The 16,104-nt window shown below is 67.3% G+C and carries 14 protein-coding genes; 6 read left to right on the forward strand and 8 right to left on the reverse strand.

Features of this window, described 5'->3' with window-relative positions:
- Positions 1-29 precede the first annotated feature (29 nt).
- The 5 genes from BWQ92_RS16110 (at position 30) to BWQ92_RS16130 (ending at position 5,351) form a co-directional block, all read left to right on the forward strand.
- Positions 30-1,190 carry a cystathionine gamma-synthase gene (locus tag BWQ92_RS16110; protein WP_076801087.1) on the forward strand — a complete coding sequence of 387 codons (1,161 nt, stop codon included), beginning with the start codon at positions 30-32 and terminating at the stop codon, positions 1,188-1,190.
- Complete coding sequence (locus tag BWQ92_RS16115) at positions 1,187-2,506, forward strand: glycosyltransferase family 87 protein (protein WP_076801090.1); 1,320 nt, start codon at positions 1,187-1,189, stop codon at positions 2,504-2,506. The genes BWQ92_RS16110 and BWQ92_RS16115 overlap by 4 nt, the downstream gene beginning before the upstream one ends.
- A gap of 32 nt (positions 2,507-2,538) precedes the next feature.
- Complete coding sequence (locus BWQ92_RS16120; protein WP_076801092.1) at positions 2,539-3,087, forward strand: winged helix-turn-helix transcriptional regulator; 549 nt, start codon at positions 2,539-2,541, stop codon at positions 3,085-3,087.
- Complete coding sequence (locus tag BWQ92_RS16125; protein WP_236782981.1) at positions 3,084-4,499, forward strand: MFS transporter; 1,416 nt, start codon at positions 3,084-3,086, stop codon at positions 4,497-4,499. The genes BWQ92_RS16120 and BWQ92_RS16125 overlap by 4 nt, the downstream gene beginning before the upstream one ends.
- 81 nt (positions 4,500-4,580) lie before the next feature.
- A complete protein-coding gene (locus tag BWQ92_RS16130) occupies positions 4,581-5,351 on the forward strand; it encodes an SDR family oxidoreductase (protein WP_076801094.1) in 771 nt (256 codons plus the stop codon).
- Positions 5,352-5,355: 4 nt separating this feature from the next.
- Here BWQ92_RS16130 and BWQ92_RS16135 read toward each other — a convergent pair whose 3' ends face one another.
- The 3 genes from BWQ92_RS16135 to BWQ92_RS16145 all read right to left on the reverse strand — a co-directional run bounded on the left by BWQ92_RS16135 (position 5,356) and on the right by BWQ92_RS16145 (position 7,647).
- A complete protein-coding gene (locus BWQ92_RS16135; protein ID WP_076801097.1) occupies positions 5,356-6,303 on the reverse strand; it encodes a DUF6454 family protein in 948 nt (315 codons plus the stop codon).
- A 125-nt stretch (positions 6,304-6,428) separates the two neighbouring features.
- On the reverse strand, positions 6,429-7,169 hold the full coding sequence (locus BWQ92_RS16140) for an SDR family NAD(P)-dependent oxidoreductase (protein WP_076801099.1): 741 nt from the start codon (positions 7,167-7,169) through the stop codon (positions 6,429-6,431).
- 79 nt (positions 7,170-7,248) lie between these two features.
- On the reverse strand, positions 7,249-7,647 hold the full coding sequence (locus BWQ92_RS16145) for a nuclear transport factor 2 family protein (RefSeq protein ID WP_076801101.1): 399 nt from the start codon (positions 7,645-7,647) through the stop codon (positions 7,249-7,251).
- 141 nt (positions 7,648-7,788) lie between these two features.
- On the opposite strand from BWQ92_RS16145, the gene BWQ92_RS16150 reads away from it, so the two are divergent.
- Entirely contained in the window at positions 7,789-9,345 is a 1,557-nt protein-coding gene (locus BWQ92_RS16150) for an IS1182 family transposase (RefSeq protein ID WP_076800345.1), read from the forward strand.
- A 203-nt stretch (positions 9,346-9,548) separates the two neighbouring features.
- Here the strand turns inward: BWQ92_RS16150 and BWQ92_RS16155 are convergent, their stop codons facing one another.
- Genes BWQ92_RS16155 through BWQ92_RS16175 form a run of 5 tightly spaced genes read right to left on the reverse strand, consistent with a single transcriptional unit; the run spans position 9,549 to position 15,967 of the window.
- A complete protein-coding gene (locus BWQ92_RS16155) occupies positions 9,549-11,195 on the reverse strand; it encodes a phospholipase D family protein (protein WP_157365180.1) in 1,647 nt (548 codons plus the stop codon).
- 55 nt (positions 11,196-11,250) lie between these two features.
- Positions 11,251-12,471, reverse strand: coding sequence for an acyl-CoA dehydrogenase family protein (locus BWQ92_RS16160; RefSeq protein ID WP_076801103.1), 1,221 nt, complete (start codon positions 12,469-12,471; stop codon positions 11,251-11,253).
- Positions 12,472-12,520: 49 nt separating this feature from the next.
- Positions 12,521-14,044, reverse strand: a complete 1,524-nt coding sequence (locus BWQ92_RS16165) for an APC family permease (RefSeq protein WP_076801105.1) — start codon at positions 14,042-14,044, stop codon at positions 12,521-12,523.
- Positions 14,045-14,057: 13 nt separating this feature from the next.
- Positions 14,058-15,278, reverse strand: coding sequence for a glutathionylspermidine synthase family protein (locus BWQ92_RS16170; RefSeq protein ID WP_076801107.1), 1,221 nt, complete (start codon positions 15,276-15,278; stop codon positions 14,058-14,060).
- Between the two features lie 2 nt (positions 15,279-15,280).
- The gene (locus BWQ92_RS16175; RefSeq protein WP_076801109.1) at positions 15,281-15,967 is read right to left on the reverse strand and encodes a Tat pathway signal protein; all 687 of its coding nucleotides are present in this window, start codon (positions 15,965-15,967) and stop codon (positions 15,281-15,283) included.
- Between the last annotated feature and the right edge of the window lie 137 nt (positions 15,968-16,104).

The raw sequence follows: 16,104 nt of genomic DNA on the forward strand, positions 1-16,104 counted from the left end.
CTACCTCAGCAACTGATCAAGGAGCCCCCATGCCTGAAGAGAACCAAGGATTCAACACCCGCGCCGTGCACGCCGGCCAGGCCTTCGAGCCGCGCACCGGCGCCGTCGTTCCGCCCCTGCACTTCAGCTCGACGTATGCCCAGGACGGCATCGGCGGGCTGCGGGACGGTTACGAATACGGCCGCGGCGGCAACCCCACCCGCGACTCACTGCAGGAACAGCTTGCCGCGCTTGAGGGCGGCACGCACGCCTTCTCCTTCAGCTCCGGGCTCGCGGCCGAGGACTCGCTGATCCGCGCGCTGATGCGTCCCGGCGACCACATCGTGCTCGGCAACGATGCCTACGGCGGCACCTACCGGCTGATCAGCCGCGTGCTGGGCGAGTGGGGGATCGGCAATACCCCCGTGGACATGGCCGACCTCGCGGCCGTCGAGGCGGCCGTCGCCGCCAACAAGACCCGCTTCGTCTGGGTGGAAACGCCGTCCAATCCGCTGATGAAGATCACCGACATCGAGGCGCTCGCCAAGGTGGCGCACGACGCCGGGGCCCTCCTGATCGTCGACAACACCTTCGCGTCGCCCTACCTGCAGACCCCGCTTGACCTGGGTGCCGACGTCGTGGTCCATTCCACCACCAAGTACATCGGCGGCCACTCCGATGTGGTGGGCGGTGCGGTCGTGGTCAAGGACGCCGGCCTGGCTGAGAAGATCGGCTTCGTGCAGTTCGCCGTGGGCGCCGTCTCGGGCCCGATGGACGCCTTCCTCACCACTCGCGGACTGAAGACGCTGGGCGTCCGCATGGACCGGCACAGCGACAACGGCCAGGCCGTGGCGGAATGGCTGCTGGAACGGCCGGAGGTCGAAGCGGTCCTGTATCCAGGCCTGCCCTCGCACCCCGGCCATGAGCTGGCCAAAAAGCAGATGCGGAAGTTCGGGGGCATGGTCTCGGTCCAGTTCAAGGGCGGCGAGGCCGCTGCGCGCAAGGTGGCCGAATCGACGTCGGTCTTTACCCTCGCTGAATCGCTGGGCGGCATCGAGTCGCTCATGAACTACCCCTCCGAGATGACCCACGCCTCGGTCAAGGGCACCGAACTGGCTGTACCCGTTAACCTGATCCGGCTCTCCTGCGGCATCGAGGACGTCGAGGACCTCATCGCCGATCTCGAGCAAGCCTTCACGCACATCCAGTGACGGCCTCTCCGCAGACGCAGGAAGTCCCCGGTGCAGGGCCGGGGACCGGCAGCCGGGCGAGGGCACGGCGTGCCCTTGGATGGTTGGCGACGGCGGCCGGTGCGGTTGCCGCCGTCGTTGCCCTGAAGGTGCTGTACGCGCAGTACCCGCCGGACATGAACGACTTCGAGGTCTACTATTACGGCGGCACCAAGGTGCTGCAGACCGGCGAGACCGGCATTAACGAGCTGTATGCACCCCGGGACGGCCTGCCGTTCACGTATCCGCCGTTCGCTGCGCTGCTGTTCGCCGGCCTGGCCACCATGACGCTCGGCCAGAGCGGGCAGCTCTTCATCTGGGCCGCGCTGGGCGGCGCGGCGGTGGTGTCGGCATGGCTTGCCCGGCACTACTTCGGGATGACCCGCTGGCGCGACGCGTTTGCCGACTGGCGGTTCCGGACCGTGGCCCTGGCCGGGACGGGTGCGATCGTGCTGCTGGGCCCGTGGCGGGACACCTTCGTGTTCGGGCAGATCAACATCATCCTGATGGGCCTGATCCTGGCCGACTTCGCGCTGCACGGAAAATCCCGCGCGGGTGAGATCCGCTGGCCTGCCGGCCTGCTGATCGGCGTCGCCGCCGGCATCAAGCTGACCCCGCTCGCGTTCGGCCTGTACTTCCTGGTCCGCCGTGATTTCAAGGCGCTGGGCTGGATGGCGGCCGGCTTCCTCGGCTCCATCGCCGTGGCCTGGGCGGCGCTGCCCCATGCTTCAGCCATGTTCTGGGCCACAATCCTGCCCAACACCGGGCGCATCGGCGATCCGGGGTACGTGGACAACCTGTCGCTGAAGGGGCTGCTGCTCCACCTCGGACTGCCGGATTCGGGGTCCACCAGCCTGCTCTGGCTGGTGCTCGCACTGGCCCTCGCCGGTCTCACTGCTCTGGTCATCAGGTGGGCGGTGGCGGTGGAGGAGAACTTCGTGGCAGTGTCGGCGACCGCGGTGCTCATGCTCCTGGTCAGTCCGGTGTCCTGGTCCCATCACTGGGTGTGGATCGCGGTGGCCCTGCCGTCGATGGCCTTCGCCATGCACCGGGTCCCTTCCCGGACCGGCCGCATGCGGCTGGCCGGCTGGGTGGTGGTGGCGGCGTCGGCCGTGGCCTTCTACCTCGCCCCCAAGGACCTCGCGGTGGCGGCCGGGGCGGAGGTGTGGGGCGTGAACCCGCAGACGCAGTGGCCGCTGGTGGCCTCCAGCCTGGGCGTGGCGTGCGGCGTGGCGCTCCTTGCCTACTGGGCCACCGCCTACCGGCCCTCGAGAACCGGGATCCGTTCGCGGAGCTAGCTTTCTTCAAGAAAGTCAGCTACGGTCGGAGCATGCCTCTCCGCTCCGACTGGTCCCAGCGCAACTGCAGCATGGCCCGTGGCCTGGACATTTTCGGCGACCCCTGGGGAATGCTGGTCCTCCGTGAGGTCTTCTTCGGCAACGGCCGCTTCGACGCGATGAAAACCCGCCTCCAGGTGGCTGACTCGGTCCTCACCCGGCGCCTGTCCGCCCTCGTCGAAGCGGGGCTGCTGTCCAGGCAGCCCTATGACGACGGCGGCCGCACCCGGCACGAATACGTCCTCACCGCCAAGGGCGAAGATGCGCTGCCGGTGCTGAACGCCGTCGTGCTCTGGTCCGAAAAGCACCTGCAGGCGCCGTCGGAGCAGGCACATGTGTACATCGTCCACGCAGCCTGCGGGCAGCGCACTTCGTCCGCGGACACCTGCACGGAGTGCGGAGAACGGCTCACCGTGGAGAACACCAGCTGGCACAGCCTGACCCGCAGCGATGAGCCGATCCCGCTGGCGACGGCCCACAAGCACACCGAGACAGCAGCCAACCGCGTTCATGGCGGCGGAGAAAGAGGAACGGGCGCATGAGCACCTCCGAAGAGCCCCGAGTTTTTGTACAGATATCGCGGCCTGAAGGGTCTTTAGAGGATGATATCTGGACAAAAACTCCAGAGGACAAGCCTAAGAAGCGGCGCCGGCTGCACCCGGCATGGACCGTTGCGGCCGTCGCGTTCCTGGCGCTGGTCGGGGCAGCCGGATTCCGTGCCGCGCCCGGTGTGCTCATGGTGCCGCTGCAGCAGGAGTTCGGCTGGTCCACCACGGTGCTGTCGGCCGCGGTGAGCATCAACCTGGTGCTCTTCGGGCTTACGGCCCCCTTCGCCGCCGCCCTCATGGAACGGTTCGGCATCCGGGCCGTCACCGCCGTCGCCCTCGCGCTGATCGGCGCCGGGAGTGCCCTGACCGTGCTGGTCAACCAGTCCTGGCAGATCCTCCTCACCTGGGGCCTGCTGATCGGGCTCGGCACCGGTTCCATGGCACTGGTGTTCGCGGCGACCATCGCCAACACCTGGTTCACCAGGAGCCGGGGACTGGTGATCGGCATCCTCACCGCCGGCAGCGCCGCCGGACAGCTGGTCTTCCTGCCGTTCATCGCAGTGCTCGCCCAGGACCCGGGCTGGCGCCAGGCCTCGTTGCTCATCGCCGCCGGTGCCCTGGCAGTGGTTCCGCTGGTGCTGAAGTTCCTGAAAAACTCACCGTCCGACGCCGGGGTGTTGCCTTACGGTGCGGAGGAACCGTCCGCTGCCCCTGCAGAAAATGCGCCCGCCGTGGGAGCAGGAACGCCCGCCGAACCCCGCCGCAACGCTGCCGTCCGGGCACTGCTGGTGCTGCGGAGCGCCAGCCGGAACCGCACGTTCTGGGCGCTCGCTGCCGGATTCGCCATCTGCGGCGCCACGACGAACGGGCTGATCGGCACCCACTTCATCCCCTCCGCCCATGACCACGGCATGCCGGAGACAACAGCGGCCGGCCTGCTCGCCGTCGTCGGGATCTTCGACATCCTGGGCACCATCGCCTCCGGCTGGCTGACCGACCGGTTCAATCCGAGGATCCTGCTGGCCGTGTACTACCAGTTCCGCGGGATTGGGCTCCTGGTGCTCCCGCTGCTGCTGGGCTCCTCGGTCCAGCCGAGCATGATCGTGTTCGTGGTGATTTACGGCCTCGACTGGGTGGCCACGGTACCGCCCACCGCCGCGATCTGCCGCCAGGTGTTCGGCGCCGACGGCAGCGTGGTGTTCGGCTGGGTGTTTGCGGCGCACCAGTTGGGTGCCGCCGCGGCCGCCCTCGCAGCCGGGGCCATCCGGGACGCCACCGGCCACTACACGTACGCCTGGCTGGGGGCCGCCGCCATGTGCACCATCGCCGCGGTGATCAGTGCCACCATCCGCAAGGACGGCGGACGGCCGCAGCCCGCCGCGGTGGCTGCCGCTTCAGTAGACTAGCCGCTTCTGTAAACTGGGCGGGCGCCCCGGGGGAGGCTCCTGCAGGCGCAAAACTGCCGCACGACCACTGGGGGACGCGACATGGGACAGACCGACGGCAATGCCACGGCCAAAACGGCACTCGTGACCGGGGTGGGACGGCTCGCGGGGATTGGCGCGGGGATCGCCCGGCAGCTGGCCGCCGACGGCTGGGACCTGGTGCTGACCTACTGGCAGGACTACGACGCCCGCATGCCCTGGGGAATTCAGCCGGACGACGTCGGGCGGCTCACCCCTGAACTGCAGGCCGCAGGCTCCAGGGTGCTGGCCCTGCCCGCCGACTTTCAGGACCCGGGCGCCGTGGACCGGCTCATGGCCGAAGCTGCAGCTCAGGCAGGAACCTTGCACGGGATGGTGCTCAGCCACGCCGAATCCGTCGACTCGGGCATCCTGGACACCACGCTGGAAAGCTTCGAGCGGCACTTCGCCGTGAACACCCGGGCCAGCTGGCAGCTTGTCCGCGCCTTCGCGCAGCAGGCAGTGGACGACGGCGGCGCGATCGTCGCGCTGACCAGCGACCACACAGCGTTCAACCTCCCGTACGGGGCGTCGAAAGGGGCGCTGGACAGGATCGTGATCGCCGCGGCGCGTGAACTGGGGCCGCTGGGGATCAGCGCCAATGTGCTGAATCCCGGACCCGTGGACACCGGCTGGATGGATGATGAACTCCGCGAAGGGCTCGCCCGGCGGCAGCCCGGCGGCCGGCTCGGCACGCCCGCCGACGTCGCGGGAACCGTGGCTTTCCTGCTGTCCCCGGCAGGCCGCTGGGTGTCCGGGCAGCTCATTAAGGCCGACGGCGGGTTCTCGGCTTAACGCCTCAGGGGCGGGCTTCGAAGATGAAGAGCTCGGTGCCGGCGGCCTCTTTGCCGTCGTCGGGGGCGGCGAACAGACGCAATACCTCTCCGTCGGATTCCAGGGCGACCGGGTTGCGGGTTATCGAGTGGCCGGCGGTGGAGAACTTCTGGAAGGGGACCCCGTGGGTGATAGTGCCGTCCGACAGGTCGGTCAGGGCGAGGCCGCCGAGTTCGAAAGGTTTCCCGTCGGCGGTTTTGAGGCCGGTCACGCCCGAGCAGAGCTGGTGCCCGGCACCGGCGTACTCGCAGTCCTGGTAGTCAATGAAGTGGCTGGGGTTGCCCTGTGTCCCCAGCAGCCGGCCCTGGCTGTTCCAGGTGAACAGCTTGCGGGAACCCCAGCTCACGCCGCTGATCCGGTTGGTCTTGCGGTCTGCGACGACACCGCCGATGTGGTCCGCCTGGCGGAACTGCTCTATGACCTCATAGGTGTCTGGGTCGATGGTGTAGACGATGGAGCTGCTGTTGGGCCGGTACTCGGCCACGGGGACCCAGACCCTGTCGCCGTCGAAGTCCGTGCCGCCCGGATGGTAGATGGTGCCTTCGCCCAGAACGATGTCCTTCAGGAGCTTGCCCTGCCGGTCGATGACGAAGACGTGGCCGCGGCCCTTGCCGGTTGTGCGGTCGTAACCGTCGACGGGGGAGGGGTAGCGCACGGTCGGTTCGAGGATCTCGACGCTGCTGAGGAAGATCTTGTCGCCGACGAGCGACATGCCCTGCGGGTGGAAGGTCGGGAAGTCCAGCTTGAGGTTTTGGACCTCCTTCCACTGCGTGTTGCGGTCCACCTTGATGAAAGCCTCGGCCTCCGCCGTGAGGCCCTGCGGGGTCTGCCCGTTGGTGGCCACAGCCGAGGTTCCGGCTGTCAGGGCGGCGGCTGCCACTGCGGCAATGGCCAGGGCGCGCTTCGTCTTCATGTTTTCTCCAGGTGCGTGATGGGATGCCCGGTTGCGGGTGCGTTCAAACGTAGGCATCCCGGATGGCACGGCAGATAACGGCAGGTATCGGGAGGGTGAAGCGAGAAGCCGGAAGGTCATTGGGTTTAGTGAAGGGATTCATTCTCCTTGTGCATGAAGTAGTCAACGCCGGTGTACCCGCCGTCAGCGACGATTGATGTTCCTGTGATGAACGATGCGTCGTCGCTCAGGAGGAAAGCGACCGTCCGGGCAATGTCGAGGGGACTTCCATTGCGACCCAATGGTGTCAGGCTTGCTGCTTCATAGGATTCAGTCAGAATGCCGGAGTCCACCCAGCCTGGACTCACAGCGTTCACCCGGACGCCCCGGGGGCCAAGGACGTTTGCGAGGCTACGAGTGACTGAAACCAGAGCCGCTTTGCTGGCCGAGTAGGCGAAGCTTCGGAAGGATCCGATGTAGGCATCAATGCTGGCAATGTTTACAATGCTCGCGCCACGGGACATGTGAGGGCCGATTGTTTGGGCGAGGATGAGCGGTGCCGTGACATTGACTTCAAAGGTCCTGTCCCAGGCATCGAGAGTCATTTCCCCGAGAGGCTCCTTTTCGAGGATCCCGGCATTGTTGACAAGTCCGCCGAAGGAAAATTCCTCACTGATCCGGCGGGCGAAGTCCAGTGATTCGGCTCTGTCTGCCAGATCCACCTGACGTATCTCCACGCCGTGCGTTCGCGCCAGCTCCCTTGCTTGATCGAGGCCGGTGTTATAGGTGGCAACCACCTTCCAGCCGCTTTCCGCTAACCGTTCGGCAACTGCCCTGCCGATTCCGCGGGCGCCTCCGGTAACCAGAACAGTGCGTTCGGCTGTCATCTTGATGCCTCCATTGGGACCTCGAACTGGGTACTTACAGATAGACATGCCGTGAGCAGTGGGCGAGCTGCCGACGAGCCTACGGGCTCACCGTGTCGCCATGCCGGTGGACGACCCTCCATTCGCCGTCCTCGCGCCGGTACACCTGCGTGGCCCGCAGGACATAGCTGCGCGGCTGGCCGTCCACGGAGGCCGAAGTGTGTTCCAGTCCGGCTGTGTAGGCCATGTCTCCCACGACGTCGTATGCGAGCAGTTCGAAGCGGTACGAGGTGCAATTGGAGAACTGCTTCGCAAGGCCTGCGAACAGCTCATCCAGTTCCTGCTGCCCGAAGGCGTTGCGCCATGCGCCCAGGACGCTCACGGGTTCGTTGCGGGACCAGATCGCCCGCCGCGGCCCGGCGTCGCCGTTGTGGATGGCCAGTTCCGCTTCGTACAGCGCCGACCCCACCCAAACCAGAAAATCATCCGAGTCAGACATGTGCCCAGTATGCTCCCGGCTGCCCGGCCCCGCGAGGGCCGGGGACAGCGGCAGCCTGCTTGCCTAGGAGACTGCTGAACTAATCGGCGGTAGTGGGGCGCGTCGGCTGGACTCGTGAGCTGGGTGGTTAAGACTGGGCTTATGCAGGGACGCGAAGACGCGCAGCGTGGGTATTTGGATGTGGAGGCGCTGGCCGGGGAGTTGTTGGCCCCGGGCAGCGTTTTCGCTTTTCTGGCCGCGGATCGGGGGCGGCTGTTCCCGGATTCAATGATGGAGGACCTGTTCCCGTCGCACCGGGGCAGGCCATCGGTTCCGGCCCCGGTGATCGGTTCGGTGCTGGTGCTGCAGGCATTGCTGGGTTTATCTGACCGGGAAACCGCCGAGGCTTTGACTTATGATCTGCGGTGGAAAGCCGCATGCGGGTACGGGCTCACTGATACGGCGTTTCACCCGAGCACGCTGACGTACTGGCGCAGGCGCTTGGCCGCCTCGAAGAACCCGCACCGGATCATGGAGGCCATCGCCGAAGTCGTCGCCGAGACCGGGGTGCTGAAGGGGAAGCGCCGGCGGGCGGTGGACTCCACGGTCCTGGACGACGCGGTCGCCAGGCAGGACACCATCACGCAGCTGATCGCGGGCATACGCCGTTTTGGCCGTGACGTCCCCGGCGGGCAGGATCTGATCACCACCCAGGCCACCGGGTATGACTACACCCGCACCGGCAAGCCTGACATCGCGTGGGATGACCGGGACGCAAAGGACGGGCTGATCTCGGCTCTGGTCACCGACGCCATGGCCCTGCTTGCGGCGGTCGATCCCGAGACCCTGGATGGCAGGGCCGCTGATGCGTACGCGCTGTTGGCCCTTGTCGCCGGGCAGGACGTGGAGCCAGCCGAGGATTCGGACGGGACGGACGGGCGGTGGAGGATCGCCCGGAAAGTCGCCCCGGACCGGATGATCTCCACCGTGGACCCGGACACCCGGCATGCGCATAAGACCCGGGAAGACCGCCGGGATGGCTACAAGGCCCACATCGTGATCGAACCGGACACCGGACTGGTGACCGCCGCGGCGCTCACCAAGGCCGCGGGCGAGGGTGCCACCGATGCCGAAGCCGGGGCCATGCTTTTGGAGCTGGACCAGACGATCACCACCGGCGTGCAGGTGCTGGCGGACTCGGCCTATGGAACCGGAGAACTGCTCAGGACCCTGGCCGCGGCCGGGCATACCGCCTTGATCAAGCCCAAGCCCCTGGCCCGGGCGATCGAGGGCGGATTCACGATTGATGACTTTACCTACGACCATCAGGCCGGAACGCTGACTTGCCCTAACGGGCTGGTGCGCGCGATCACCGCTAAGGGATATGTCACGTTCGGCGCAGGCTGCACCGGTTGCCCGCTGAAGTCCCGCTGCACGACCGCAGCCCGGGGCCGGAAAATTGAGCTGCATCCCGAGCACGCCCTGATGCGCGAGCACCGCACCGCAGCTCAAGAAAACAGCTTCCAGGCCGACTACACGCGTCACCGGCCCATGGTCGAACGCTCCATCGCGTGGCTCGTGAAAGACAACCGGCGCCTGCGCTACCGCGGAACCACGAAGAACCAAGCCTGGTGGCAATTGCGCATCGCCGCAGTGAACCTCAAACGCCTCCTGAAGCTCGGGCTCACCAGCGAACAGGGATCCTGGGCCATCGCCTGAAACCCGAAGCCAGAAGCCAGAAGCCAGAAGCAGGCCTCTCACGCCGGGCCGCAGACAACCCACCCACCCGATCAACAGGCGCCAAAGCCCGAAACCACCTAAAACGACCCAGTCCCGAAAACCCAGACAAGTGACAAAGGGCTGGCCCGGAACACATGAACGCCCCGGACCAGCCCTTCAAAAGCAATTAGTTCAGCAGTCTCCTAGAACGGGGTGCCGTGCATCCGGCGGGGGCGGCCGTCCGGGTCTACCACGAGGCGGTTGGCAGCCTCCGCCCAGAGACGGTGAATAGGCCGCACGGGTTCTGTGGTGTGGTGGCGCACATGTCCCTTGGGGCGCGGCGAGCGGCGGCCGCCCCTGTGCCACTGGTCCAGAGCATCGGCGGCGGCGTTCCAGAGTTTGAGCCCAGCCGCCGGGTCCTGGAGCTGAGGGTCATTCTCGTCCAGGCCGAGGTGTTCGGCCCAGAGCTGGAGCCGCAGCCCGTAGGGCAGCGGGCGGGAGGTCCCGGTGTCCGTCTCCGCGCCGGCCGGTTCCCTGCGGGTGGCGCTGGTGTCGATCACGGCGCAGGTGAGTTCGCTGTCGGTGGTCCAGGACCGGCGGTTGAAGTTGTCCGATCCGCAGGTCAACCACACGTCGTCGATGATGCAGATCTTGGCATGGACATAGATCGGAGTTCCGGCCGTGTTTTCCAGGTCAAACACTCCAACTCTGTCGGGTGCAGCCTGGCGCATCCTGTTGATGGCACGCATCTGCCCGAGCCGCTTGGGGGGCCCTCCGAGAATGCCGTCGGAGTCCGGGTAGCGGGGAACGACGGCGATCACGTTCAGCCCGTGGTTATGTTCAAGCGCCGCTGCGATTCCGGCTGCGACCTCTTCGGACCAGAGGTACTGGTCCTCGATGTAGATCAGTGAGCGGGCCTGGGCGAAGGCTTTCGTGTAGGCCCGGGCAACGCTCCGCTCACCACTGGGTGCGAACGGGAACGGCGGATGCTTCATGCCGTAGGTGCGCAGCAGCTGCACGGCGTGGGGTCCCGCAGGTGGTGGCGGCGGCGCAGTCTCTGGCAGCGGTTCGGGGTGCCGGGGCATGTCGGCCAGGCGTTGCAGCAGCATCCGGTAAGGCGTGCGACGGTCCAGGGGATGGGGGTCATTCCACCGTTCGGCGAACAGTTCCAGCACATCGGCCACTACCGGGCCATGCAGTTCGAGTGCGGCGTCATGCCACGGTGGCTGTTTCCCGTACCGGGAATCCATGGTCAACGCCTGCGGGTCGCCCCGGTGTTCGGCATCGTCCCGGTCAATCCCGCCCACGAACGCGACGTCCAGCGCGGGGTCGTCGCGCCGGCGGATGACCACCAGTTTCTGGTGATGGCAGCCGAAGAGTCGCACACGCTGATCCAGCAGCACCTCCCCGCCGGCGTCGTTGATCCGGCGGCTGAGGAGCTCGTTGGACCGCCAACTCATCGGGGCCTTCACGCGCTCGCCGTGGGATCGCCAGATCAGGCCGCGCACTTCCACGCCCGCTTTGGCCAGCCGCGCCAGCAACTCGCCAATAGCCGCTCCGTCAGCGGTCAGCCGCTCGTCGGAATCGCCGCGCCAGTCGGTGAACCACACACGGTCTCCCGGCTTCAGGGCCGACAGCTCCTCATGCAGCCGGGCGAAGTAGGTTGCCCCGTCAATCAGTGGCCGCACGAGGTTGCCCTCCGACCAGGACAGCGATCCGGAGCCGCCCGCGTGTACGTCGGTGGCTGCATTCTCCCGCTCATCGCCGCTGAGGAACCATGCAGCAGGACTACTGTCCACCCGATGTTCCCCGGTCCCTCCCAAGGCGAGGAAATCGTCAGCGTCAGCCATGTGCCCAGTATGCTCCCGGCCGTGCGGCCACGGCGAGGGCTAAAGCCGTTCGGGATCAGCGGAACGCCGGGAGCCCCGTGATGTGCTGGCCGAGGATCAGCGTGTGCACCTCGTCCGTCCCTTCGTAGGTGCGCACCGACTCGAGGTTGGCGGCGTGCCGCAGGGGCGGATAATCCAGCGTGATGCCGTTGCCGCCTAGGATGGTCCGTGCTTCCCGCGCCACCTTGATGGCCTCGCGGACGTTGTTCAGCTTGGCCAGCGAAATCTGTTCGGGCCGGAGGTGGCCGGAGTCCTTGAGCCGGCCCAGGTGCAGGGCGAGCATGGTGCCTTTCTGCACCTCGAGCAGCATGTTCACGAGCTTCTCCTGCGTCAGCTGGTGGCCGGCCAGCGGCTTGCCGAACTGCTGGCGGTCCAGCGAATACCGCAGCGCCGCCTCATAGGAGTCGCGGGCCGCGCCCATGGCCCCCCAGGCGATGCCGTACCGTGCCTCGTTGAGGCAGCTGAACGGACCGCCCAACCCCAGCGCGCCCGGCAGCAGTGCCTCCGGACCCAGCCGCACGCCGTCGAACGTCACATCGCACTGGATGGACGCGCGCATGGACAGCTTGCGCCCGATCGGAGCGGCGGTAACGCCCGCCGTGCCGGCGGGCACGAGGAAGCCGCGGACGCCGTCGTCGGTCCTTGCCCAGACCACCAGAACATCGGCAACCGACGCGAGCCCGATCCAGCGCTTGGCGCCATCCAGGACCCAGCCGGCATCCTCGCCGGTTCCGTCCTGCCGCGCGACGGTGGCCATCGACGACGGGTCCGACCCCGCCGTCGGCTCCGTCAGCGCAAAGCAGCCGATCACCTCGCCCGCGGCCATCCGGGGGAGCCACTCCTGTTTCTGGTCCTCCGAGCCCCATTTGTGGATGGCGGTCATGGCCAGGGAACCCTGGACCGAGACGAACGTGCGGATTCCGGAATCGCCGGCCTCGAGCTCCATGGCGGCCAGGCCGTACTCGACGGCGGACCGGCCGGGGCAGCCGTAGCCCTCCAGGTGCATGCCCAGGACGCCCAGCTCGCCGAGCTGCGCGGGCAGGTGCATCGGGAAGACGCCCTGCTCGTACCAGTCGGCGATGTCGGGACGGATCTGCTGGTCGGTGAAGTCGCGGATCCGCTGCCGGAGGGCCAGCTCATCGGGGGTCAGCAGGGAATCGAGGGCCAGGACATCCGAGGGGTCCGGGAGGCCGTACTCGGCCGAGGCTTCCGCTGCATCAAGGGCGTCGTTGCTCATGCCAGCATCCTACGTGGCCCGGGATGCCGTCCTGGGTCAGATGCCGGGCCTACCGACCCGCCGGAACCTGCCTCCCGCCCAGGAAGTACCCGCGGGTCGACGGCAGGAACCGGCAGACCGCGGCGAGCACCACGCCGAGGGCCAGCAGCACCACGCCGCTGACAAAGGCCCCGCCGACGCCGAAGATCTCCGTGTCCCCATATGCCGGATCCCACATCTGCGCCGCCGAGACGAAGAACGCCGCGGTCAGCAGCAGCGCCCCCAGCAGGGGGAGGATGCCCCGGAACCACAGGTTGCGGCCGGACGTCCGCAGGGTGTCCCGGAAATACCAGGCGCAGGCGAAGCCGGTGAGGGCATAGTAGAACGCGATGAACAGGCTGATGGAGCTGATGGAATCGGAGAGCAGGTTCTCGCTGAGGAAGCTCATGGCCACGTAGTACACGACCGCGGCGGCGCCCATTACCTGCGTGGAGAAGCCGGGGGTCTGATTGCGCTCGTGGACCTCGCCGAACTTTGGCGGCAGGGCTCCGTGCACACCCATGGACAGGGTGCCGCGGGCGGTGGGCAGGATGGTGGTCTGGGTGGAGGACAGCACCGAGGCCAGCACCGCCACCACAATCAGCCAGCCCCACGGACCCAGCACCACGTCCTTCATCGCCAGGAACACGTCGTCCTGGTTCTCGGCGTTGGCCAGTCCGATTCCCTCTGTTCCCACCGAGGCGTACATCATCACCAGCAGCGCCACCGAGACATAGATGGCCACCAGCACGAACGCCGAGATGACCGCCCCGCGGCCCGGGGTGGTGGCCGGGTTTTCGGTTTCCTCGTTCACCGCCAGGCAGGTGTCCCAGCCCCAATAGATGAACAGGGCCAGCAGGATGCCGTGGACCACCGCGCCGGGATCGGCGAACGCCCCGGCCGGGTTGAACCACTCGACGTCGAACGTCTGGCCGGCCGGAGCCTCTCCGGTCAGGCCGGCGATCCGGACGATGATCGCCACGGCGAAGATGCCCAGCGAGATGTACTGGATGTAGGTCAGGGTCCGCTGGACGTGCTCACCCAGCCGGATCCCGCGGTAGTTCACGAGGGTCATGAAGGCGATGAATACGACGCCGGTGGCCGTCACCACGGCCTTGTTCCCCGCCAGAGACCCGTCGCCGATGAGGAGCCAGAGGTACTGGCCCGCCACCTGCGCCAGGTTGGCCAGAACCACGACGCCGGCCAGGGCCACCCCCCAGCCGCCCAGCCATCCGGCCCAGGGGCCGAAAGAGCGGCGGGCCCAGATGAAGGTGGTGCCGCAGTCCGGCATGGCGCTGTTGAGCTCCCGGAAGGCGTAGGCGATGAACAGGACGGGAATGAAGCCCAGGACCAGGATCAGCGGGGTGTAGTTCCCGTTGACGGCCACGATCAGTCCCAGCGTCGCGGCCAGCGAGTACACCGGGGCGGTGGAGGCCAGGCCCAGCATCACGGAGTCGCCAAGGTCCAGGATCCCGGCCCTCAGACCCTTGCCGGGAACGGCACCGCCCTGCTGGCCCCCGGCGCCGCCGGCCGCCGTCGTCGTTCTGGTTCTCATTTGGTTCCTGTTTTCATAGCGCAATACCTGCCTTGTTTGCGGTGGCCTGGGCCGCCTGGACACTCAGGGGCGCCGGCGCGTCAATGGTGTTCGGGACGAAGCGGCAGAAATAGTCGGTGACCGGACCGTCGGACTCGCGGATGCCGCAGCCCACCGACTCGCCGTCCACCACCCACAGACCCAGCACCGGGTGGTTGCCGTCGAAGTCGGGGAGGGAGTGGTACTGCTGGTAGCACCAGCCCTCGCGGCCGTAACCGCCGGGCTTCTCCAGGCGGATGCCCTCTGCGTGGATCCGGATGTTGTCGCCCTCCCGGCCGTGGAGCGGCTTGGCCACCCACTCCCGCAGCGGACCCGGATCGCCGAGGTAGGCGGGCAGCAGGTTCGGATGGTCGGGGTAGAGGTGCCACAGTGCCGCCAGGAGCGCCTTGTTGGACAGCAGCATCTTCCACGCCGGCTCCACCCAGCGGGGATTGTGCGCCCGCTGCAGCAGGCGGTGGCCGAACGGCTCCTTCATCATCAGCTCCCACGGATAGAGCTTGAAGATGGTGCTGATCATGAAGTTGTCCAGGTCCACGAAGCGGTTCAGGTTCGGGTCCCAGCCGATGTCGGACATGTTGATGCCGATGGTGGTCCACCCCGCCTGGCCGGCGACGTCCCGCATGTAGGCCGCCGTCATCCAGTCCTCGCCCGATTCCTCCGCCTCGGAGTGGGCCACGTGCAGGGTGCTCATCCCGGTGCGGTACTGCAGCTTCTTCCACTGCCGGATCAGTGCCTCGTGGATCCCGTTCCACTGGTCCTTCTCCGGGAAGACGTCCTGCAGCCAGAACCACTGGGCCACGGCCGCCTCGATGAGGCCTGTGGGCGTGTCCGCGTTGTACTCGAGCATCTTGGCGGCGCCGCCCTGGCCGTCATAGATGAAGTCGAAGCGGCCGTAGATATCCATGTCCCCGGCCTGCAGCGACTCGGCAGCGAGTTCGAGCGCCTGCGGTCCGATGCCGATGGGGCCCATGGCGCCGGTGGCCAGGAACTTGGCGGCCTCGATGCACATCCTGTGCATGTCCTCGGCCGTGACCTCCAGCGCTTCCACCTCGTCCATGGTGAATTCGTAGTAGGCGGCCTCGTTCCAGTACTCAATGGTCTTGCCGCCGGGCAGCGTGGTGGTGGAGAACACCAGGCCCTGTTCCTCAATTTTCTGCTTCCAGTCCGGCCTGGGTTCCGAGAGTAGCCGCTTCACGCCTAGCCTCCCGTGCTTCCGCCCTTGGAGCTGCTGCCGAAGCCGCCCCTGCTGACAGTGCCGCCCTTGGTGCTGTAGCCCGTGGACGTCTTGGCGCCCTGCGGCACCGTCCGGGTGAAGTTCGGGTAGGCGGTCCGGTTCTGGCCGATGCCCGGAACGCTGGCACCCCGGGCGTAGAAGTACCAGGCGTAGAGGGCGCCGCCGCGCCCGGCCGAGCTGTTGCACTGCGTGTCCTCGACGCGCTCGCCGGTTTCCTCGTTGAAGCAGACCTGGGCGTAGTCGGGATCCTGCTCATTGCTTGCCACGATGGCCGTGATGGTGCCGGCCAGGAGCGCCGTGACGCCGAGGCCCACCACCACCGTGCGGCGCTGCGACCGCTTCTTCCTGGCTGCCGCCTCGCGCTCGCGGTCACGGGCGAAGGGATCGAAGACGGGGCCGGGCTGGGGTAAACCGGGCCGGTTCTGCTGTTCTGGGCCCTGGTTGCCCCCGGCTGGCTGTCCCGGTCCTTGCTGTCCCGGCATGCCGGGGGTCAGCAGTTCGGGGCGGAGCTCAGGCTTGGGCACCTGCCATGGCGGCGGCTTGGCAGGCCCGCCCCACGGGTTGTCCCCGCCGGACGGGTTGTCCGGGCCGGAGCTGCCGTCGTTTCGGCCCCCGTCAGCGTCCTTGCTCGGGTCCTTTTCCGGGTCCATGGTTCCCCTTGCTGCTCCATGCTGTTTGGCGTTGCTGTTTAACGGTGCTGGTGGCGGCCGGAACGCGTTGCTGCGGCCGGCCGGACCGGCTGGCCATCCAGCCGGAAATACTCCAGCCAGCCTAGTGGCTGGAGGGT

Source organism: Arthrobacter sp. QXT-31 (genome assembly GCF_001969265.1).
Taxonomy (GTDB): domain Bacteria; phylum Actinomycetota; class Actinomycetes; order Actinomycetales; family Micrococcaceae; genus Arthrobacter.